This is a genomic window from Pseudomonas sp. Leaf129, from assembly GCF_001423465.1.
In the GTDB taxonomy this organism is placed as follows: Bacteria; Pseudomonadota; Gammaproteobacteria; order Pseudomonadales; family Pseudomonadaceae; genus Aquipseudomonas; species Aquipseudomonas coleopterorum.
The window spans coordinates 455,453-473,948 of the sequence record NZ_LMOC01000006.1 but is presented as its reverse complement, the minus strand read 5'-3'; the positions used below and the strand labels follow the sequence as shown (position 1 = coordinate 473,948).

General features: G+C 62.8%; 21 protein-coding genes. 3 read left to right on the top strand and 18 right to left on the bottom strand.

All coding sequences use genetic code 11. The annotated features are described in order from the left end of the window. Nucleotides 1-47 precede the first annotated feature (47 nt). Complete coding sequence (locus tag ASF66_RS10225; protein WP_056843765.1) at nucleotides 48-1,067, top strand: alpha/beta fold hydrolase; 1,020 nt, start codon at nucleotides 48-50, stop codon at nucleotides 1,065-1,067. 128 nt (nucleotides 1,068-1,195) lie between these two features. Here the strand turns inward: ASF66_RS10225 and ASF66_RS10220 are convergent, their stop codons facing one another. The 8 genes from ASF66_RS10220 to ASF66_RS10185 all read right to left on the bottom strand — a co-directional run bounded on the left by ASF66_RS10220 (nucleotide 1,196) and on the right by ASF66_RS10185 (nucleotide 10,547). After that, nucleotides 1,196-2,515 (bottom strand): sigma-54-dependent transcriptional regulator, encoded by a 1,320-nt coding sequence (locus ASF66_RS10220; protein WP_056843764.1) that lies wholly within the window; start codon nucleotides 2,513-2,515, stop codon nucleotides 1,196-1,198. Further along, a complete protein-coding gene (locus tag ASF66_RS10215; RefSeq protein ID WP_056843763.1) occupies nucleotides 2,512-4,401 on the bottom strand; it encodes a sensor histidine kinase in 1,890 nt (629 codons plus the stop codon). The genes ASF66_RS10220 and ASF66_RS10215 overlap by 4 nt, the downstream gene beginning before the upstream one ends. Before the next feature lie 63 nt (nucleotides 4,402-4,464). Continuing rightward, a complete protein-coding gene (locus tag ASF66_RS10210) occupies nucleotides 4,465-5,199 on the bottom strand; it encodes an amino acid ABC transporter ATP-binding protein (RefSeq protein ID WP_043185416.1) in 735 nt (244 codons plus the stop codon). Next, nucleotides 5,196-5,864 carry an amino acid ABC transporter permease gene (locus ASF66_RS10205; RefSeq protein WP_049862144.1) on the bottom strand — a complete coding sequence of 223 codons (669 nt, stop codon included), beginning with the start codon at nucleotides 5,862-5,864 and terminating at the stop codon, nucleotides 5,196-5,198. The genes ASF66_RS10210 and ASF66_RS10205 overlap by 4 nt, the downstream gene beginning before the upstream one ends. Then, nucleotides 5,861-6,607 carry an amino acid ABC transporter permease gene (locus tag ASF66_RS10200; RefSeq protein WP_049862143.1) on the bottom strand — a complete coding sequence of 249 codons (747 nt, stop codon included), beginning with the start codon at nucleotides 6,605-6,607 and terminating at the stop codon, nucleotides 5,861-5,863. Before ASF66_RS10200 ends, ASF66_RS10205 begins: the two co-directional genes overlap by 4 nt. 84 nt (nucleotides 6,608-6,691) lie before the next feature. Next, entirely contained in the window at nucleotides 6,692-7,606 is a 915-nt protein-coding gene (locus ASF66_RS10195; RefSeq protein WP_056843762.1) for a glutamate/aspartate ABC transporter substrate-binding protein, read from the bottom strand. A 301-nt stretch (nucleotides 7,607-7,907) separates the two neighbouring features. Then, entirely contained in the window at nucleotides 7,908-9,182 is a 1,275-nt protein-coding gene (locus ASF66_RS10190) for a glucarate dehydratase family protein (RefSeq protein WP_056843761.1), read from the bottom strand. A gap of 60 nt (nucleotides 9,183-9,242) precedes the next feature. Beyond that, nucleotides 9,243-10,547 (bottom strand): MFS transporter, encoded by a 1,305-nt coding sequence (locus ASF66_RS10185; protein ID WP_177327981.1) that lies wholly within the window; start codon nucleotides 10,545-10,547, stop codon nucleotides 9,243-9,245. Between the two features lie 139 nt (nucleotides 10,548-10,686). On the opposite strand from ASF66_RS10185, the gene ASF66_RS10180 reads away from it, so the two are divergent. Further along, nucleotides 10,687-11,598, top strand: a complete 912-nt coding sequence (locus ASF66_RS10180) for a LysR family transcriptional regulator (protein ID WP_056843760.1) — start codon at nucleotides 10,687-10,689, stop codon at nucleotides 11,596-11,598. Nucleotides 11,599-11,869: 271 nt separating this feature from the next. On the opposite strand, the gene ASF66_RS22035 is transcribed toward ASF66_RS10180, so the two are convergent. After that, nucleotides 11,870-12,037, bottom strand: a complete 168-nt coding sequence (locus ASF66_RS22035; protein ID WP_082223724.1) for a DUF2897 family protein — start codon at nucleotides 12,035-12,037, stop codon at nucleotides 11,870-11,872. Nucleotides 12,038-12,241: 204 nt separating this feature from the next. Between ASF66_RS22035 and pyrF the strand changes: the two genes are divergently transcribed. Continuing rightward, the gene (gene pyrF / locus ASF66_RS10175; RefSeq protein WP_056843759.1) at nucleotides 12,242-12,943 is read left to right on the top strand and encodes an orotidine-5'-phosphate decarboxylase; all 702 of its coding nucleotides are present in this window, start codon (nucleotides 12,242-12,244) and stop codon (nucleotides 12,941-12,943) included. Here pyrF and ASF66_RS10170 read toward each other — a convergent pair whose 3' ends face one another. From ASF66_RS10170 to ASF66_RS10130, 9 genes are all read right to left on the bottom strand, one after another. Next, nucleotides 12,944-13,708 carry an SDR family NAD(P)-dependent oxidoreductase gene (locus ASF66_RS10170; protein WP_056843758.1) on the bottom strand — a complete coding sequence of 255 codons (765 nt, stop codon included), beginning with the start codon at nucleotides 13,706-13,708 and terminating at the stop codon, nucleotides 12,944-12,946. 98 nt (nucleotides 13,709-13,806) lie between these two features. Further along, the gene (locus ASF66_RS10165; RefSeq protein ID WP_056843757.1) at nucleotides 13,807-15,000 is read right to left on the bottom strand and encodes a benzoate/H(+) symporter BenE family transporter; all 1,194 of its coding nucleotides are present in this window, start codon (nucleotides 14,998-15,000) and stop codon (nucleotides 13,807-13,809) included. A gap of 109 nt (nucleotides 15,001-15,109) precedes the next feature. Beyond that, a complete protein-coding gene (locus ASF66_RS10160) occupies nucleotides 15,110-15,481 on the bottom strand; it encodes a glutaredoxin (RefSeq protein WP_056843756.1) in 372 nt (123 codons plus the stop codon). A gap of 28 nt (nucleotides 15,482-15,509) precedes the next feature. Continuing rightward, nucleotides 15,510-16,055, bottom strand: coding sequence for a GTP cyclohydrolase I FolE (gene folE / locus ASF66_RS10155; RefSeq protein WP_043185450.1), 546 nt, complete (start codon nucleotides 16,053-16,055; stop codon nucleotides 15,510-15,512). A gap of 148 nt (nucleotides 16,056-16,203) precedes the next feature. Further along, nucleotides 16,204-16,488: an XRE family transcriptional regulator gene (locus tag ASF66_RS10150; RefSeq protein ID WP_056843755.1), complete on the bottom strand. Its 285-nt coding sequence runs from the start codon at nucleotides 16,486-16,488 to the stop codon at nucleotides 16,204-16,206. After that, nucleotides 16,485-16,841 carry a type II toxin-antitoxin system RelE/ParE family toxin gene (locus ASF66_RS10145; protein ID WP_056843754.1) on the bottom strand — a complete coding sequence of 119 codons (357 nt, stop codon included), beginning with the start codon at nucleotides 16,839-16,841 and terminating at the stop codon, nucleotides 16,485-16,487. Before ASF66_RS10145 ends, ASF66_RS10150 begins: the two co-directional genes overlap by 4 nt. A 60-nt stretch (nucleotides 16,842-16,901) precedes the next feature. Continuing rightward, a complete protein-coding gene (locus ASF66_RS10140; protein WP_049862134.1) occupies nucleotides 16,902-17,459 on the bottom strand; it encodes a Smr/MutS family protein in 558 nt (185 codons plus the stop codon). A gap of 36 nt (nucleotides 17,460-17,495) precedes the next feature. Then, nucleotides 17,496-17,816, bottom strand: a complete 321-nt coding sequence (locus tag ASF66_RS10135; RefSeq protein ID WP_049862133.1) for a hypothetical protein — start codon at nucleotides 17,814-17,816, stop codon at nucleotides 17,496-17,498. A gap of 34 nt (nucleotides 17,817-17,850) precedes the next feature. Continuing rightward, the gene (locus ASF66_RS10130; RefSeq protein WP_056843753.1) at nucleotides 17,851-18,441 is read right to left on the bottom strand and encodes a cysteine hydrolase family protein; all 591 of its coding nucleotides are present in this window, start codon (nucleotides 18,439-18,441) and stop codon (nucleotides 17,851-17,853) included. Between the last annotated feature and the right edge of the window lie 55 nt (nucleotides 18,442-18,496).

Below are 18,496 nucleotides of genomic sequence, written 5' to 3'. Positions count from 1 at the left end.
GAAGTGTGGCAGCGCGATGTACGAAAAGTCATCAGACTCGCGCCTCAATGGGGTTCTGCGTTCTGGTGCAAGTCATGCGTCTATGGGTGTTTCTGACCGCGCTGCTGTGCGGTCAGTGGGTTTTTGCAGCTGCACGCTGCGATGTCGATGTTCCGCTTCAACACGCTCCACTGGCTCAAGTCAGCCTGGCCTATCAAAGTATCGGTCGCGTCCAGGACCCAGCGCTGTTGCTGGTGATGGGGCTGGGTGGACAACTGATCGACTGGCCCGACGAAGTGGTCAGCGCCCTGTGTGAGCAGGGCTTTCGGGTGATTCGCTACGACAATCGCGATGTCGGCCTGTCGACCTGGTCGCAGCCGCCGTCGTCGGCCAACCTGGCCTTCGAGGTGCTGCGCTACAAGCTGGGCCTGGCGGTGTCGGCGCCGTACAGCCTGACCGACATGGCCGATGACGCGCTGGGTTTGATGGATGCGCTGCAGGTGCAGCGCTTCCACGTGTTGGGCGCGAGCATGGGCGGGATGATCGCCCAGCACCTGGCCGATCGTGCGCCGCAGCGGGTGCAGAGCCTGACGCTGATCATGTCGAGTTCCGGCGCGCCGGGCCTGCCGGAGCCACGTCCAGCCTTGCTTCAGCTGCTGGCCAAGCGCAGCGCGCCGAGCCGGGAGTTGGCGCTGCAGCAGCAGGCTGACTTGCTGGCAGCGTTGGGCAGCCCGCAGGTCGCCGACGATCGCGCCGAGTTGTTGCATCAGGCGCAGGTGTCATACGACCGGGCTTTCAATCCACTGGGGGTGCAGCGACAGGTCATGGCGATTCTGGCCGAGCCCAGCCGGGTGGCCTTGCTCAACCGCCTGCGGGTGCCGACGCTGGTGGTGCATGGCACGGCCGATCCGCTGCTGCCGGTGATGCACGGGGTGCATCTGGCGGCGCATATCAAGGGCAGCCAGTTGCGGCTGATACCGGGGTTGGCGCATCGCTTCCAGGAAGCCTTCAAGGCCCCGCTGCTGGGGGCGGTGCTGCCGTACCTGGCGCAGCAGCGGCAGCGTGAAGGGGTGTTGGCGGGGTTGTAACGGGTTTTGGGGTGTCAGGTAGGGCCTCTTCGCGGGCAGAGACCCGCTCCCACAAAAAAGCTGGTTGAGCGTTGACTTGTGGGAGCGGGTCTCTGCCCGCGAAGAGGCCCGCAAGCCAACCACACCTATCAGTTCAGCCCGTACTTCTTGACCTTGTCGAACAGGGTGGTCTTGGCCATGCCCAGCTCCTGGCTGGCCTGGCTGAGGTTGCCCGCCGTTCGCTGCAGAGCCTCGGTCAGCAAGCTACGCTCGAACGCCTCCACCGCTTCGGAAAAGCCCAGGCTGACCACGCTGGCCGCATCGTTCTTCTTGAAGGCCGGCAGGCCCAACGCATAGCGCTCGGCCACGTTGCGCAGTTCGCGGACGTTGCCGGGCCAGTCGTGGCTCATCAGGCGCGACACCGTCTGCGCATCGAGTTCCAGCGGCTCGCGGTCGAAGCGCAAGGCGGCCAGCTGCAGAAAATGCTGGAACAGCTCGAGAATGTCCTCACGACGCTCGCGCAGTGGCGGCAGCTCCAGCGTGACCACGTTGAGGCGGTAATACAGATCGCTTCGGAACTGGTTCTGCCGGCTCAACGCGTCCAGATCCGACTTGGTGGCAGCGATCAGGCGGCAATCCACGGCAATGCTCTGGTTCGAACCCAGGCGTTCCAAGGTGCGCTCCTGCAGCACCCGCAGCAGCTTGATCTGCAAGGGGATGGGCATGCTTTCCACTTCGTCGAGGAACAGCGTGCCCTGGTCGGCGTGTTCGATCTTGCCGATGCGGCGCTTGCCGGCACCGGTGAAAGCATTGGCCTCGTGACCGAAAATCTCGCTTTCGAACAACTGTTCCGGCAGCCCGCCGCAGTTGAGCGCCACGAACGGCTGTGGCTGACGGCGGCTGAAGTCGTGCAGGCAGCGGGCGACCAGCTCCTTGCCAGTGCCAGTTTCGCCTTCGATCAGCACGTTGGCCGAAGTGTCCGCGACATTGGCGATCAGCTCGCGCAGGTTCTGCATGGCCGGCGAGCGGCCGATGATGCGACCCTCCAGGGAGCTGCGCTCGGCCAGTTGCCGACGCAACGAGCTGACCTCGCGGGCCAGGCCGCGCTGCTCCAGCGCGCGGCGGACCACGTCCACCAGGCGTTCGGGCGAGAAGGGCTTTTCCATGAAGTCGTAGGCGCCGCTGCGCATGGCACCTACCGCCATGGAAATGTCGCCATGGCCGGTGATCAGCACCACCGGCAGGCTGGGGTCACGCGCCTTGAGTTGGCTCAGCAGTTCCAGGCCGTCCATGCCGGGCAGGCGGATATCGCTGACGACGATGCCGGCGAAGTCGTCGCCGATGCACGCCAGCGCGGCCTCGGCACTGGCCACGCCCTGGCTGGGAATGTCTTCCAGCGCCAGGGCCTGCTGGCAGCCGAGCAGTACATGGGGGTCGTCTTCGACGATCAGGACGGTCAAGGCGTTCATGGCGACTCGCTGGGCGACGCTGCCGCAAGCGGCAGGCTGAGAATGAAAGTGGTGCCACCGTCGGCCGGGTGCTCGACGGCCAGGTTGCCACCGGCGGCGGCCGCCAGGCTGGCCGACAGGGTCAGGCCAAGGCCCAGGCCGTGATCGCCGGGCTTGGTGGTGAAGAACGGTTCGAACAGGTGCTTGCGGGTCTCGACATCGATGCCGTGGCCGTTGTCGCGCACGCGCAGGGCGTAGCGCTCACCCTCCATGCGGCCGTCCAGCCACAGCGTCGGTTCCGATGCGCCAGCGGTGGCATCCAGCGCGTTGCCGATCAGGTTGACCAGAATCTGCTCGAGACGGGTCTGGTCAATGGCCAGTTGCAGCTCGGCGCACGTGCGTTGCACGCTCAGGTGGCTGGCCTCGATGCGGCTGGACAGCACCTGCAGCGCACCGTCCAGGGCCTTGCCCAGACTGGCCTGGCCCTTGTCGTCGCCACGCCGGGCGAAGGAGCGCAGGCTGGCGGTGATGCGGCCCATGCGATCGATCAGTTCGTTCATGGTGCTCAGGTTGGTGCTGGCCGTGTCCAGCGCTCCGCGCTCCAGGAAGCGCACGGTATTGCCCGACAAGGTGCGCAGCGCTGCCAGCGGCTGGTTGAGCTCGTGGGCGATGCTGGTCGACATCTGCCCGATGGCCGCCAGCTTGCCTGCCTGGACCAGCTCATCCTGAGCCTTGCGCAAGGTTTCTTCGGCCTGGCGGCGTTCACGGATCTGGCCCTTGAGCCGTTCGTTGCTGGCGCGCAGGTCCTGGGTTCGCTCGGCGATGCGGCGCTCCAGGTGGCTGTTGGCCTGTTCCAATGCCTCACGAGCGGCCAGGCGGGTGGCCAGCACCTTGCGTCGCTCGTTCCAGGCGATCAGCAGGAAGGCCAGCAAGGCAAACGCCACGGCCACCAGCACGCCCTGGACGATGGCTTCGTGACGCAGGTCCTGCAGGGAGGTGAGCAACGTGAAACGCCAGGGTGTGTCGGCCAGGCGCCGTGACTGCGACAGGTAGGTGACGTTGATGTCCTTGCCCGGCTTGTCGGTGTGGGTGGCGAAGGTCAGCAGCTCCACGCCATCGGCCAGGCTCTGGCGGGCGAGGGGTTCGAGCTCGTTGAGCGGCCACCAGTAATACTGCAGGCTGCGCGCCAGGCGCTCCTTGATTTCCGGGGTCAGCGGGCGTATCGACTTCAGCCGCCGTGCCGGATCGCTGGAGAGGATGATGATGCCGTTCTCGTCGCTGACGAAGGCTTCCAGCCGAGCTTTCTGCCAGCGTTCCTCCAGCGCCTCCAGGCGCACCTTGATGACTGCCACGCCGATCAGCTTGCCGTGCTCCTCAAGCCCATGAGCAAGGAAGTAGCCGGGTTCGCCGGTGGTGCTGCCGATGCCGTAGAAGCGACCGGGCTGGCCGCGAATGGCCGCCTGGAAGTAACCGCGGAAGGACAGATCCTCGCCGAGGAAGCTGTCGGCATCGCGCCAGTTGCTGGTGGCCTGCACGCGGCCGGTGGTGTCGAGCACATAGATGGCGCGGCTGCGGCTGCGCCGGTTCAGGCCTTCCAGGTAGTCGTTGACCGCTTGGCGATGTTCGCCGTCGGGGTCGTTGAGCAGGGTCGAGACGCTGTCTTCTAGCTCCAGCAGGCTGGGCAGGTAGGTGTACTTGGTGATTTCGCTTTCGACCGCACGCGCGTGCAGTTCGAGCTGGCGCTCGCCGTTCTCGGAGAGGGCGCGAATGCTGTTATGCTCGCTGACCAGAAAGCCCACGTAGCCCAGGCCCAGCGTCAACAGCAGGATCAGGGGCGGCAGGAACAGTTGGCGAATCAGGCGGGGCTTCACGATCAGGTCAGGCTTTGTGGCGGGCAGGCATTTCATCACAGTCGCCTTCAAGCAGCCAGCGTCCCGCGCCCGACAGCGCGGGCGCAGGACGGCCGGTCATCAGTGCTGCAGGATCTTGGCGAGGAATTGCTGAGCGCGGTCTGAGCGCGCGCTGACATCGCCGAAGAACTCTTCCTTGGGGCAGTCTTCGACGATCTGTCCCTGGTCCATGAAGATCACCCGGTTGGCAACCTTGCGCGCGAAGCCCATCTCGTGGGTCACGCACATCATGGTCATGCCTTCGTGGGCCAGTTGCACCATCACGTCGAGCACTTCGTTGACCATTTCCGGGTCGAGCGCCGAAGTCGGCTCGTCGAACAGCATGACCACCGGATCCATCGCCAGCGCACGGGCAATCGCCACACGCTGCTGCTGGCCACCGGACAGCTGGCCGGGGTGCTTGTGCGCGTGGGCCGACAGGCCGACGCGTTCGAGCAGTTGCAGGCCCTTTTTCGTGGCCTCTTCCTTGCTGCGGCCCAGCACCTTGATCTGCGCGATGGTCAGGTTTTCGGTGATGGTCAGGTGCGGAAACAGCTCGAAATGCTGGAACACCATGCCCACCCGCGAGCGCAGCTTGGGCAGGTTGGTCTTGGGGTCGGCGATGGAGGTGCCGTCGACCACGATGTCGCCCTTCTGGAAAGGCTCCAGGGCATTCACGCACTTGATCAGGGTCGACTTGCCCGAACCCGAGGGACCGCATACCACGACCACTTCGCCTTTCTTGACCTCGGTGCTGCAATCGGTGAGCACCTGGAAGTCGCCATACCACTTGTTGATGTTCTTGATGGAGATCATACGGCTAACCTTTTTTGCAGACGCTTGACCAGAAGGGAGGCGCTGAAACTGATGACGAAGTACACCACGCCGGCGAAGATCAGGAACTCGTTGGCCCGACCGATGATGTCGCCGCTGGCACGCGCCGAGTTGAGGAAGTCCACCAGGCCGACGGTGTAGACCAGCGAGGTGTCCTGGAACAGGATGATGCTTTGCTGCAACAGCAGCGGGGTCATCTTGCGAAACGCCTGGGGCAGGATGATCAGGCGCATGGTCTGACCGTAGTTCATGCCCAGCGCTTGCGCGGCGCCCATCTGACCCTTGGAAATGGACTGCACACCGGCGCGCACGATTTCACAGAAGTACGCGGCCTCGAACATCATGAAGGCCACGAGGCACGAGGTGAAGGCGCCCACCGGCGTGTCTTCGCCGGTGATCCAGCGCAGCACGAAGGGCACCGCCAGGTAGAACCAGGTGATCACCAACAGCAGCGGAATGGAGCGGAAGTAGTTGACGTAGGCGCCGGCGAAGCGCGACAGCAGCTTGTTCGACGACAGGCGCATCAGGGCCAGCACAGTGCCCAGCGCAATGCCGCCGATGACGCCCAGCACCATCAGCTGCAAGGTCATGACCATGCCGTTCCACATGCCCGGCAGGGCTGGAATGATTCCACTGAAGTCCATCATTTACCTCCCAGGGAGATCAGCCCAGGCACGGCAAGCTTGCGCTCGAACACCCGCATCAACAGCATCAGGCTCATGTTCAGGGTGAAGTAGATCAGCGTGGCCAGGGTGAAAGCCTCGAACAGATTGGCCGAGAACTCCGCGGTCTGCTTGGTTTGCGCCAGCAGTTCCATCAGACCGATCAACGAGGCCACCGACGAGTTCTTGAACACGTTGAGGAACTCGGAGGTGAGCGGCGGAATGATGATGCGGTAGGCCTGGGGCAGCAGCACGTTCCAGTAGATCTGCGACAGGCTGAAACCCATCGCTCGGGCGGCCGATTCCTGGCCGCGCGGCAACGCCTGGATACCGGTACGCACCTGCTCGCAGACCCGCGCAGCGGTGAACAGGCCCAGGCAGACCACCACGCTCAGGAACGCCGAGGTGGTCGGATTGAGGTCCTGCTTGTACCACTCCTGCATGCCTTCGGGCAGCAGGTCGGGTACCAGGAAATACCAGATGAACAGCTGCACCAGCAGCGGCACGTTGCGGAACAGCTCGACGTAGCAGGTCGCGATACCCGAGACCCAGCGGCTCGGCACGGTGCGCATGACACCCAGTACCGAGCCCAGCAGCAGGGCGATGATCCAGGCGACCACGGCAATGGCGATGGTCCAGCCCAGGCCGGAGATGTACCAATCCAGGTAGATCTCGCTGCCGACGCCAGTGGACTTGAAGAAGACGCTCCAGTCCCAGTTGTAATTCATGGGGAATACCCCTCGGAAATTGATTCACGGGCACAGGCTTTCACCCGAGCGCCGGGCGGCGTTCGGGTGAAATCAGGGTGGTACTTACGACTTCTTGTCGGGAGCCGGCTTGTCGTTGGGGTTGGCGATCAACGCCTTGAGCTCGTCGCTCATGGGGAAGCCCAGGTTCAGGCCTTTTGGCGGGATTGGCTGGTTGAACCACTTGTCGTAGATGCCATTGATGTCGCCCGAGGCGAACGTTGCCTTGATGGCATCGTCGACGGCTTTCTTGAACGGCTCGTCGCCCTTGCGCACCATGCAGCCGTAGATTTCATAGGACTGCGGTGTGCCAGTGACTTCCCAGTCGGTCGGCTTCTTGGCCTTGGCCATTTCGCCGGCGAGCAGGGCGTCGTCCATCATGAAGGCGACGGCACGGCCCGATTCGAGCATCTGGAAGGACTCGCCGTGGTCTTTCGCCGAGACGATGTTCATGCCCATCTGCTTGTCGGCGTTCATCGACTTGAGGATGCGCTCGGAGGTGGTACCGGCGGTGGTGACGACGTTCTTGCCTTTCAGGTCGTCGAAATCCTTGTAGGACGAATCTTTCTTGCTCAGCAGACGGGTGCCGATCTCGAAGATGCCGACGGAGAAATCCACTTGCTGAGCGCGTTCGGCGTTGTTGGTGGTGGAACCGCATTCCAGGTCGATGGTGCCGTTCTGCACCAACGGGATACGGGTCTGCGAGGTCACCAGGTTGTACTTGACCTTCAGGTCCGGCATGTCGAGGTCTTTCTTCAGGGCCTCGACCACCTTGAGCTGGATGTCATGGGAGTAGCCGACCGGCTTGCCGGACGCATCGGCAATGTACGAGAAGGGAATGGAGGCGTCGCGGTGACCGAGGGTGATGGTGCCCGAATCCTTGATTTTCTTCAGGGTGCCGGTGAGTTCGGCGGCCAACGCTGGAGTACTGATCAGAGCGGCGGCAATGGCGGCGCTCAGGAGTTTTGGAACGATGCGCATCAGTGAATCCTCGACTTTGTTTTTTTTATCGAGCCCGCAGGCCCTCGGGGTACGGCTAAGCTCGGCGGCTGGTATGCGCCGGTTTCGTTGAAGAGTGTAGAGCATGAGTCATGCCAAGGCGGGGGGATGTGGCTCAGAGTCAGGTCGGCTGGGGCAGGCGGGCGGGTAGCAGGGGTTTAGGGGTCAAAGTTTCGTTCGGAAATCCGAATATCCAAGGGTGCCATGGACGGATTTCCGAGTCGCTGCAAGCATCCGCGAGCCCTCTGCCCGCGAAGAGGCCCTTGGATCAAACCATCAATCCTCAAAACCGCGGCTTCACCGCCTTCCACTCAGGCTTGTACCGAGCCATCTGCCGCACGTCGTCCCGTGAACGAATCCCGCAGCGCAGGAACTGCTCATGCAACATGCCCAACTGGTCGCGATCCAGCTCCAGACCCAACCCAGGGGTCTTGTTGATCTTCACGCAGCCATCGACGATCGGCAGCTTGCCGCCCTTGATCACCTCTTCGTCCGGCTCCTGCCACGGATAATGGGTGTCGCAGGCATAGTCCAGATTCGGCACCGACGCGGCCACATGCGCCATGGCCATCAAGCTGATACCCAAGTGCGAGTTCGAGTGCATCGACACCCCCAGCCCCCAGGTCTGGCACATGCTCGCCAATACCTGGGTATCGCGCAGTCCGCCCCAGTAATGGTGATCGGCGAGTACGATCTGTACGCTGTTGCGCTCGACACTACGGCGGAACTCGGCGAAGTCGGTCACCACCATGTTGGTCGCCAGCGGCAGCCCGGTGCGTTTGTGCAACTCGGCCATGTCGTCCAGGCCGGGGCAGGGATCCTCATAGTACTGGAGACTGTCGCCCAGCAACTCGGCCATCCTGATCGACGTCTCCAGCGACCAGTTGCCGTTGGGGTCGATGCGCAGGGGATGGTCGGGAAAGGCCTTCTTCAACGCCAGAATGCAGGCCACTTCACGCTCGGGTTCCAAGGTACCGGCCTTGAGCTTGATGCTCTTGAAACCGTACTGCTCGATCATGCGCCTGGCCTGGCCCACGATCTGCTCCTCGTTCAACGCCTCGCCCCAGTTGTCAGCCGGGTAGGGCGAATCGACGTGCTCGGCGTACTTGAAGAACAGGTAGGCGCTGAAAGGCACTTCATCGCGCACCGCACCGCCGAGCAGGTCGACCAGTGGCCGATTCAGCGACCGCGCCTGAAGATCGAGCAGCGCCACTTCGAAGGCCGAGTAGGCATTGGTCACGGCCTTGCTGGCATGTGAACCGGGAGCCAGTTCGGCACCGCTCACGCTGGCCGGCTTGTGCCGGGCCACGGTGCTGGCGACGATCTGGCGCAGGCCATTGAGGTTGAACGGATCCAGGCCGGGCAGTTGATCCTTGATGGCCATCTGAATGGCCAGGGCCGGGGCATCGCCATAGCTTTCACCCAGGCCGACGTAGCCGTTGTCGCTTTCCACCTCGATGATCGAGCGCAAGGCATAGGGTTCGTGGATACCGCTGGCGTTGAGCAATGGCGGGTCGCGGAAGGCGATGGGGGTGACGGTGACACGTTTGATCTTCACAGGCGTTCTCCTCGGTATGCAGGCGCGCCGCAGCGGGCCATTCCTTGTGGGGTGCGGCGGTCAGTGTGCGGCGGCAGGTTGCAGTGGCTTGTCATCGGGCTTCTGCCCACGAGGCCGGGTGCGGGCGAAGAACACCACGATCGCGGCCAGCACCGAGGTCGCGGCCAGGCCGTAAAGGCCGCCCTGGATCGAGCCGGTCTTCTCTTCCAGAAAGCCGAATACGGTGGGCGCGACGAAGCCGCCCAGGTTGCCCACCGAGTTGATCAGCGCCAGGACGGCGGCGGCGATCCGGGCGTCCAGATAGGCCTGCGGGATAGGCCAGAACAGCGCCGATGCCGCCTTGAACCCCACCGCAGCGAAGCAGATGGCGACGAAGGCGAACACCGGGCCGCCATAGGTCGACATGAACATACCTCCAGCCGCGATGATCAGCGTCGTCGCCACCCACGCCTGCTGGTGCTTGAAGCGGGCGGCGAGGGCTGCAAAGCCATACATGGCGGCAATCGAGATGATCCAGGGGATGGAGTTGAACAGCCCCACTTCGAAGTCCGAGACGTTGCCCATTTTCTTGATCATGCTCGGCAGCCAGAAGGTGGCGCCATAGATGGTCAGCGCCACCGAAAAGAAGATGAAGCAGAACACCAGAATCTGGGTGTCGGCGAGCAGCTTGAAGATCGACGGCTTGACCACATGCTCGGCTTCACGGGCGCGCTGTTCCTCGGCGATCACCCCGCTCAGGGTCGTCTGCTCGGCAGGGGTAAGCCACTTGGCCTCATGGATGTGCGATTGCAGCCAGTAGTAGACGAACCCGCACAGCGCCACCGATGCGCCACCTTCGATCAGGAACATCCACTGCCAGCCATGCAGGCCCAGCCCGGTCACGCTCAGCAGGGCGCCGGTGATGGGGCCGGAAATGATCGAGGCGATGGCCGAGCCGCTGAGGAAGATCGCCATGGCCTTGCCGCGTTCGCTGGCAGGCAACCACTGGGTGAAGTAGTAGAGCACGCCGGGATAGAAGCCTGCCTCGGTGACGCCGAGCAGGAAGCGCATGACATAGAAACTGGTCTCGCCTTGAACGAAGGCCATGCCCATGGCCACCAGGCCCCAGGTGAACATGATCCGGGTCAGCCAGGCACGGGCGCCGAAACGTTGCAGAAGCATGTTGGAGGGCACTTCGAACAGTGCGTAGCCAACGAAGAACAGACCAGCGCCCAGACCATAGGCCGCAGCGCCGATGCCCAGGTCGGTTTCCATGTGGGTGCGGACGAAACCGATGTTCACCCGGTCGATGTAGTTGACGATGAACATCACGACGAACAGCGGCAGCACGTGCCGCTTGACCTTGGCCACTGCGCTGGCGAGCACGCTGGGGTCGACGGCACCGGATTGAACGTTCAAGGGCGACACTCCGATCATTGTTTTTTTTGGAGGGCTCGATCATGAACTTGGGGTATTGTTTCAGTCCAATTCAAGTTGGCACTTGATTGATACCGAGGTTGAATCAATGTTCGAACTCAGCCAGCTCCGTTGCTTCACCACCGTGGCCACGGAACTCAACTTCCGCCGGGCCGCCGAGCGCCTCAACATGACGCAGCCGCCGCTGAGTCGGCAGATCCAATTGCTTGAGCATCATCTGGGCGTCGAGCTGTTTACCCGTAGCACGCGCAGCGTGGCGTTGACGGCGGCGGGTCGGGCCTTTTTCATCGAGGCGCAGAATCTGCTGGAGCGTGCCCAGCAAGCTGCGGTGTCGGCACGCCGCTTCGCCGATGGCGACATCGGCTCGGTGAACATCGCCTTCGTCGGCAGTGCGGTGTACGAATTCCTGCCCAGGGTCATCGCCGAAGCGCGGCTCAAGCAACCGCAGGTGAAAATCGACCTGTCGGAAATGAACACCTACCAGCAGCACGAGGCCTTGCGTGCCCGGCGTATCGATCTGGGCATCGCCCGCGCGCCGTTGCTCGACAGTGGTTACCTCACCGAATGCCTGGTGCGCGAACCGTTCGTGCTGGCAACGTCGGCCACCCACCGGCTGGCCAATGCAGCCCAGATACGTGTGCAGGATCTGGACGGCGAACCGTTTCTGATGTACTCGCACGCTGCCTATCCGCCGTTCAACGAATTGCTCACCGGCATGCTGCGTTCGGCTCAGGTGACCCCGCAATACGTGCAGTGGCTGGGTTCGTCGCTGACCATCCTGGCGCTGGTCAACGCTGGCATGGGGGTGGCGTTGGTGCCGCGCTGCGCCACCAGCGTGGTCTTCAAGAATGTGGTGTTCCGCGATGTTGATCTGGGGGAAGGCGTGCAGAGCGAACTGCACCTGATCTGGCGAGAGAGCAATGACAATCCGGCGTTCGCCATGCTGCTTGAGGCAATCAAGGGCGCAGCCAAGGATGGGTGGGGCGGAGAAAATAGCTGATCAAAAAATGATCAGCTTTCGCTGAGCCTTGTGGCCCGTGGCCTGCAGCGTGTTCTCCCAAGCTTATCCACAGGCAGGTGCACGTCGAATGTGCACAACCCCTTGAAACTGCTCGTTTTTTAATCGACGGCTGGAAACGCTGGTGGGCCGTGGCCTGCAGGGTATTGCACCCAGCTTATGCACAGCCTCATGCAGCTTTTTCTTGGATAACCCATGAGAGTGACTAGCCAGCCTCCCAAGGCGCAAAGACACCCGGGAGGCTGAGTACCAGTCAGCGGTTTCGTGCGTCCTTGGCATCCATCTCGGCGTTGCGTTCGTGCACCTTCTTGAGCTGCTCGTCGGTCAACGGCAGTTTCTGCGCGCTTTGCTTGAGCACCAGCAATCCACCGACGATCGAGCCGATGGCCACCAACAAGATCAACCAGGCATACCAGGGCATGAGGACACTCCTTGAACAGTGCGCCGAAGATGCGCGGCGCTTGTAGAGATTGGAGCGACAGGGTGTCGCAGTGGTTCCATCATAGCCCGTTCCTGCCCTGTGGCGACGCCGCCTGATGTTGGCGCGGACACCGTGGCAACCCCCCGAGCCGGTAAAATCCGCTACAATGCGCGCCGATTTCGACCCGCCTTCAGAGAGCCCGCCATGTCCGCCTGCCAGACTCCCATCATCGTCGCCCTGGATTACCCAACCCGCGAGGCGGCTCTGAAGCTGGCCGATCAGCTGGATCCCACGTTGTGCCGGGTCAAGGTAGGTAAGGAGCTGTTCACCAGCAGTGCGTCGGGCATCGTCGAAACCCTTAATGACAAGGGCTTCGAGGTATTCCTGGACTTGAAATTCCACGACATCCCCAACACCACCGCCATGGCCGTCAAGGCTGCGGCGCAAATGGGTGTCTGGATGGTGAACGTGCATTGCTCTGGCGGCCTGCGCATGATGGCGGCGTGTCGCGAAGTGCTGGAACAGCGCTCCGGTGCCAAGCCGTTGCTGATCGGCGTGACCGTGCTGACCAGCATGGAACGAGAAGACCTCGCCGCCATCGGCCTGGACATCGAACCACAGGAGCAGGTGCTGCGTTTGGCGGCGCTGGCGCAGAAGGCCGGCATGGACGGTCTGGTCTGTTCGGCACTTGAAGCTCAGGCCCTGAAGGCTGCGCATCCCGCACTGCAGCTGGTCACTCCCGGCATTCGCCCGGCGGGCAGTGCTCAGGATGACCAGCGCCGTATTCTGACCCCGCGCCAGGCGCTGGACGCCGGCTCCGACTATCTGGTGATCGGCCGTCCGATCAGCCAGGCCGCCGATCCTGCTCAGGCGCTGGCCGATGTCGTGGCGCAGATCAACGCCTGATCAGGCCTGCTTGGGCTGACCGTTGGAGGCGTGCAGCCCGCCGTCAACGGGCAGGTTCACACCGTTGACGAAACGCGCGTCGTGGCTGGCCAGGAAAGCGATCACGTCTGCCACTTCTTCGGCCTCGGCAGCGCGGCCCATGGGAATGCGCTCGGCGAATTTGTCCATCAGGGCCTTGTCGTCGGCCATGCCTGCTGTGAGCTCGCTCTTGGTCAGGGCAGGGCATACGGCATTCACGCGTACACCCTGGCCGCCGTATTCAAGCGCCAGGGCGCGGGTGAAGTTCGTGACCGCACCCTTGGCGGCGTTATAGAAGCTCATGCCCCAGTCGCCGCCCAGGCCCGATACCGACGACACGTTGATGATGCTGCCGCCGCTCTTGAGCAGGTGCGGCATGGCGGCGCGGCACCCGTAAAACACACCGTCCACGTCAATCGACATCACGCTGCGCCAGTCGTCCAGCGAGGCCTCGGTCAAGGCGCCCGACGGGGCCACACCAGCGTTGTTGACCAGCACGTCCAGTTGGCCGAAATGCTCGACTGCACGCTTGACCAACTGTTGCACGTCTTCCCACTTCGAAACATCGGCGCTGACGACCAGACTCTGGCCGGGGCCGATGCCCTTGGCCACGGTTTCCAATTTTTCAGCGTTGCGCCCCACCAACACGACGCGAGCGCCCTCCTTGGCGAAGCGTAGCGCGGTGGCCGCGCCAATGCCGGAGCCCGCGCCGGTGACGATCACGACTTTGTCCTGGAAACGATTCATACATGTGTCCTCTGTGATGTGGAGTTACAGGTGTGAAAGCGTCGCCGCAGGTGCGGTTCATTCGGCTTGATGACAATCCTTTAATGATGCTTCAGGTATCAGGCTTTGCGCGCATTGAGGATGAGCAGCGTCAGGACCCCGGCGATGATGCCCCAGAACGCCGAGCCCACCGAGAACAGCGTCAGCCCTGAAGCGGTCACCATGAACGTGACCAAGGCCGCTTCGCGCTCCTTGGGCTCGCTCATGGCTTGAGTCAGGCCGTTGATGATCGAGCCGAACAGCGCCAATGCAGCGATCGACAGCACCAGCTCCTTGGGCAGTGCGGCAAACAGCGCAGCCAGCGTGGCGCCGAATGTGCCGGCAATGGCGTAGAACACACCGCACCAGACCGCCGCGGTGTAGCGCTTGGCCGGATCTTCGTGAGCCTGTGGGCCGGTGCAGATAGCTGCACTGATGGCAGCCAGATTGACGCCGTGGGAACCGAATGGCGCCATCAGCAATGAGGCGATGCCGGTCACCGAAATCAACGGCGAGGCTGCCACCTGGTAGCCGTCGGCGCGCAGTACGGCGATACCGGGCATGTTCTGTGAGGTCATGGCAACCACGAACAGCGGAATGCCGATGCTGATGGTCGCGGCCAGCGAGAAGGACGGGGTGGTCCACTGTGGTTGGGCCACCTGCAGGCTGAAATGGCTGAAGTCGAGCAGGCCGAGCAGCCCGGACACCAGCGTACCGATGACCAGCGCTGCCAGCACCGCATAGCGTGGCGACAGGCGCTTCACGATCAGGTAGGTGAAGAACATGCACAGCACCAGGGCGGTGCGGTGTTGCGCGGCGACGAAGATTTCGCTGCCGATCTTGAACAGGATGCCAGCCAGTAGCGCGGCGGCCAGCGATGCCGGCAGGCGCTTGAGCAGGCGCTCGAAACTGCCGGTCAGGCCACAGATCGTGACCAGCACCGCACAGGTGATGAACGCGCCGATGGCCTCGGCATAATTTACGCCGCCCAGGCTGGTGATCAACAGGGCCGCGCCCGGCGTCGACCAGGCCACCGTGATGGGCGTGCGGTAACGCAGGGAAAGGCCGATGCTGCACACTGCCATGCCGATCGACAGGGCCCAGATCCAGGAGGATATCTGCGCGGTCGTCAAGCCGGCAGCCTGACCCGCCTGGAACATCAGCACCAGGGAGCTGGTGTAGCCGGTCATCATGGCGATGAAGCCAGCCACCACCGCAGAGGGAGCAGTGTCGGCCAGCGGGCGCAGTGGGGCAGAGGTGACGGGGTTGGGCATGGCGGTCGGATCCTTGTCCTGAACAGCGTCGGTCAAGGGTAAGCCAAGGTGTCCGGCCAGCAGCGGTACAGCGGCGCGATCAATCGACGATACAGCTGGGCGACAGCGATCAGGCTGCCGCGAAGCGCTGGTTCAGGTAATCGATGATCACCTTGGAATCGTACATCCAGGTAACCTTGCCGGCTTCCTCGATGCGCAGGCACGGGACCTTGATCTTGCCGCCTTCGGCCAGCAAGGTTTCCCGAGCCACGCTGTCGTTCTTGGCATCGCGCAGGCTCGCCGGCACATTGAGTTTGTGCAGTGTGCGGCGGGTCTTCACACAGAATGGGCAGGCGTGGAATTGATAGAGCGTCAGCCCGCTGGCTGCGCGATCCACCTCGGCCTGGGCCTCGGCGGTGCGCTTGCGCCGCGGGGGGCGGGTGAGCAGGTCGCCCGCCACGATTACCTGGCCCAGTCCGATACGCAAGGCTTTCATCAACATGTGGCAGTCCTCGAGATTGGGGTGCGGCTTATTTGATCAGGCTGAGAAACTCGCTGCGGGTCGCCGCGTTGTCACGGAACTCGCCCAGCATCACCGAGGTGATCATCGAGGAGTTCTGCTTCTCGACGCCGCGCATCATCATGCACATATGCTTGGCTTCGATGACCACCGCGACACCCAGCGCGCCGGTGACCTGCTGCACCGCATCGGCGATCTGCCGGCCCAGGTTCTCCTGGATCTGCAGGCGGCGGGCGTACATGTCGACGATCCGCGCGACCTTGGACAGCCCCAGCACTTTGCCATTGGGGATATAGGCGACATGGGCGCGCCCTATGAACGGCAACAGGTGATGCTCGCACAACGAATACAGCTCGATATCCCGGACCATCACCATCTCGCTCGCATCGGAGCTGAACAGGGCTCCGTTGGTGACCTCGTCGAGGGTCTGCTCGTACCCGCGGCACAGGTACTTCATGGCTTTGGCAGCGCGTTTGGGCGTGTCGAGCAGGCCTTCGCGGGTAACGTCCTCGCCCAGCTGGCCAAGGATCTCGGTGTAGTTCTGTTCCAGGGACATGATCAAACCTGTGGGAAAATATTTCGCAGACGCGAAGGGTACGGCTCCGCTCGCACGGGTGCAAGCGGGGCGTTATTCGTCACGCCCTTCGAGCATGGTGCGCTTGAGCATCACGTAAACCGCCATGGTATTGAAATGGCTCTTACTATCACTCCGGCACAAGCCGAACTTCAACGCGCTGACCAAGAGCTCGTGCGGCGCTGGCCAAGGTGGCCAGGGTCATGCCGGCATCGTTCTGATCGAGTGCCCGATCGACTGCGGTGCGGCTGGTGTGCATCCGCTCGGCCAAAACTTTCTTGGAGACTTTCTGGAGTTTCATGGCTTCGGCGATCTGCCATGCAATGACTCTTTTGAGCGCAGCAGCGGAAATCTCGTCTGCCAAACCCTGCTCGACAAGGAAATCGTCGAAATCCGAACCCATGTGCTGATTCATTGCGGGTGCCTCTTGAGTGTTGCCTTACGCATTCGGGCCGTTGCCAAGTCAGCGGCAGGTGTCTTCTGACTTTTCTTGATGAAGCCATGAAGTAGCAACAACGTGCTGCCTTCGACGGTAAAAAGCACCCTGGCGGTAGTGTCTGCCAGATCGGTCCGCACTTCCCACAGTCCGACTTCCATTTTGCGTACAACCGGCATTCCTATCGGCCAGCCGAACTGGACGGTCTTGATGTCCGTGCCAACCGCCTTTCGATCTCCTATGGGCAGTTGGATCAGCCAGTCGCGTACTGGTTCGTTACCGGCTTCCGTGCGATAAAAACTGACGGTCAATGTCGGGATATTCTTGGTCATCGCCCGAGCGTAGCTAAAAGGGTACGCACTTCAAGGTTCGGCCGTCAGCCACATGTTACGTTATTCGTCACGCCCTTCGAGCATGGTGCGCTTGAGCATCACGTAAACCGCGCCGGCGCCGCCGTGGCGGGGCTGGCAGGAGGTGAAGCCGAGCACCTGCGGGTGCTGGCGAAGCCAGGTGTTGACGTGGCTCTTGATCATCGGCCGCTTGCCGTCCAGGCGCACGGCCTTGCCGTGGGTCACGCGTACGCAGCGGATTTCGAAACGGGTGGCTTCGGCGAGGAATGCCCAGAGGGTTTCGCGAGCCTTTTCCACGGTCATGCCGTGCAGGTCCAGGCTGCCTTCGAAGGGAATCTGGCCGACCTTGAGCTTGCGCATCTGGCTTTCCTGCACGCCATCGCGGGCCCAGTGCAGGTCGTCCTCGGGGCCGACGTCGATGACGAACTGATCGGACAGGCCATCGACGGTCGTGACGTTGGTCCCCACCGTCGCAGCCTGACGCAGCGCTTGCAGCTTGGCCTTGTCGGCCTTGGGCTTGCCGGTGTCGGCACGGTCGTGCCGGATCGGCTTGACGCCGCGCATCTGGTCCTTGAACAGGGAAAATTCGTCGTCTTGCATGAAGGCCTCCACCACGGGAGCGCTAGTCTACGCGACTCAATCGTGCTTTTTCATCAGGTGCGGGGCCAGATCGAGTTCACGGCTGCGGCGCATCCCGCGGCGGCTGCGCCGCCAGAACCACAGGCCCAGATACAGAACCAGCACGCCGATGCCTGCCAGTATGGCCGCGCCGGTGGTCGTGGTGTCCAGTCCGGTCACCTGGGGCGGATGCCCAAGCAAGGTAGCGATGCCGGCCATGGCCAGCAGCAGGCCAAGGGTCAGCAGCACGGCACCCAGCGCTGCGCCGAGACGGTAACGCCAGCCACCTGAACTGCGCTTCCTGAGCCTGCGCGCATTGAAACCTTGGGATGACTTCATTGATTCCTCGATGGCGATCGGGCCGGCTTGAAGGTCAGAGCAGATCGCCGGTCATGGCGACCGCAGCGAAGTTGTCGCGCATGATGGCCATTTCGGCTTCCTGCACCTTGGCCGCAGCTAGCACGCCATCGCCCTGGGGCAGGTCGCGAGTGGCGCAGGCATCGGCCACCAGCGTGCAGCGATAGCCGTAGTCCTTCGAGGCGCGCACCGTGGTGCTGACGCTGGAGTGGCTCATGAAGCCGCAGACGATCAGGTCCAGATGACCGTAGCTCTGCAGCAGTTCGTGCAGGCCGGTGTTGTTGAAGGCATTGGGCATGCGCTTTTCGACCACCGCTTCGTCGCCCTGGGGTTCGAAGCCCTTGATGAACTCGCCACGCTCCCCCTGGGGGTCGAACAACCCACCCACGGTGCCCAGATGGCGGATGTGCACCACGGGACGCTTGGCTGCGCGTGCCGCAGCCACCAGTTTGGTGATGTTGGTCAGCGCCTCGTCCATGCCCGACAGGGCCAGGTCGCCACTGAGGTATTCCTTTTGTGCATCGATGATGATCAGGCTGGCATTGGCGATCCGCGTGGGCGGGAAACCGCGGCCGCTGAGTTGGAACATCGTCTTTGGAACGGACATCGGGGGCTCCTTTGGCTAGGGCTTTTGCCGCATTGTCCTCTGCTGGAGCCGTTCT

Bases quoted from the DNA above. Each gene is read 5' to 3' on its own strand.
- ASF66_RS10225 (WP_056843765.1), top strand. From the start codon at position 48: ATGGGGTTCTGCGTTCTGGTGCAAGTCATGCGTCTATGGGTGTTTCTG.
- ASF66_RS10220 (WP_056843764.1), bottom strand. From the start codon at position 2,515: ATGAACGCCTTGACCGTCCTGATCGTCGAAGACGACCCCCATGTACTG.
- ASF66_RS10215 (WP_056843763.1), bottom strand. From the start codon at position 4,401: ATGAAATGCCTGCCCGCCACAAAGCCTGACCTGATCGTGAAGCCCCGC.
- ASF66_RS10210 (WP_043185416.1), bottom strand. From the start codon at position 5,199: ATGATCTCCATCAAGAACATCAACAAGTGGTATGGCGACTTCCAGGTG.
- ASF66_RS10205 (WP_049862144.1), bottom strand. From the start codon at position 5,864: ATGATGGACTTCAGTGGAATCATTCCAGCCCTGCCGGGCATGTGGAAC.
- ASF66_RS10200 (WP_049862143.1), bottom strand. From the start codon at position 6,607: ATGAATTACAACTGGGACTGGAGCGTCTTCTTCAAGTCCACTGGCGTC.
- ASF66_RS10195 (WP_056843762.1), bottom strand. From the start codon at position 7,606: ATGCGCATCGTTCCAAAACTCCTGAGCGCCGCCATTGCCGCCGCTCTG.
- ASF66_RS10180 (WP_056843760.1), top strand. From the start codon at position 10,687: ATGTTCGAACTCAGCCAGCTCCGTTGCTTCACCACCGTGGCCACGGAA.
- ASF66_RS22035 (WP_082223724.1), bottom strand. From the start codon at position 12,037: ATGCCCTGGTATGCCTGGTTGATCTTGTTGGTGGCCATCGGCTCGATC.
- pyrF (WP_056843759.1), top strand. From the start codon at position 12,242: ATGTCCGCCTGCCAGACTCCCATCATCGTCGCCCTGGATTACCCAACC.
- ASF66_RS10170 (WP_056843758.1), bottom strand. From the start codon at position 13,708: ATGAATCGTTTCCAGGACAAAGTCGTGATCGTCACCGGCGCGGGCTCC.
- ASF66_RS10165 (WP_056843757.1), bottom strand. From the start codon at position 15,000: ATGCCCAACCCCGTCACCTCTGCCCCACTGCGCCCGCTGGCCGACACT.
- ASF66_RS10160 (WP_056843756.1), bottom strand. From the start codon at position 15,481: ATGTTGATGAAAGCCTTGCGTATCGGACTGGGCCAGGTAATCGTGGCG.
- folE (WP_043185450.1), bottom strand. From the start codon at position 16,055: ATGTCCCTGGAACAGAACTACACCGAGATCCTTGGCCAGCTGGGCGAG.
- ASF66_RS10150 (WP_056843755.1), bottom strand. From the start codon at position 16,488: ATGAATCAGCACATGGGTTCGGATTTCGACGATTTCCTTGTCGAGCAG.
- ASF66_RS10145 (WP_056843754.1), bottom strand. From the start codon at position 16,841: ATGACCAAGAATATCCCGACATTGACCGTCAGTTTTTATCGCACGGAA.
- ASF66_RS10140 (WP_049862134.1), bottom strand. From the start codon at position 17,459: ATGCAAGACGACGAATTTTCCCTGTTCAAGGACCAGATGCGCGGCGTC.
- ASF66_RS10135 (WP_049862133.1), bottom strand. From the start codon at position 17,816: ATGAAGTCATCCCAAGGTTTCAATGCGCGCAGGCTCAGGAAGCGCAGT.
- ASF66_RS10130 (WP_056843753.1), bottom strand. From the start codon at position 18,441: ATGTCCGTTCCAAAGACGATGTTCCAACTCAGCGGCCGCGGTTTCCCG.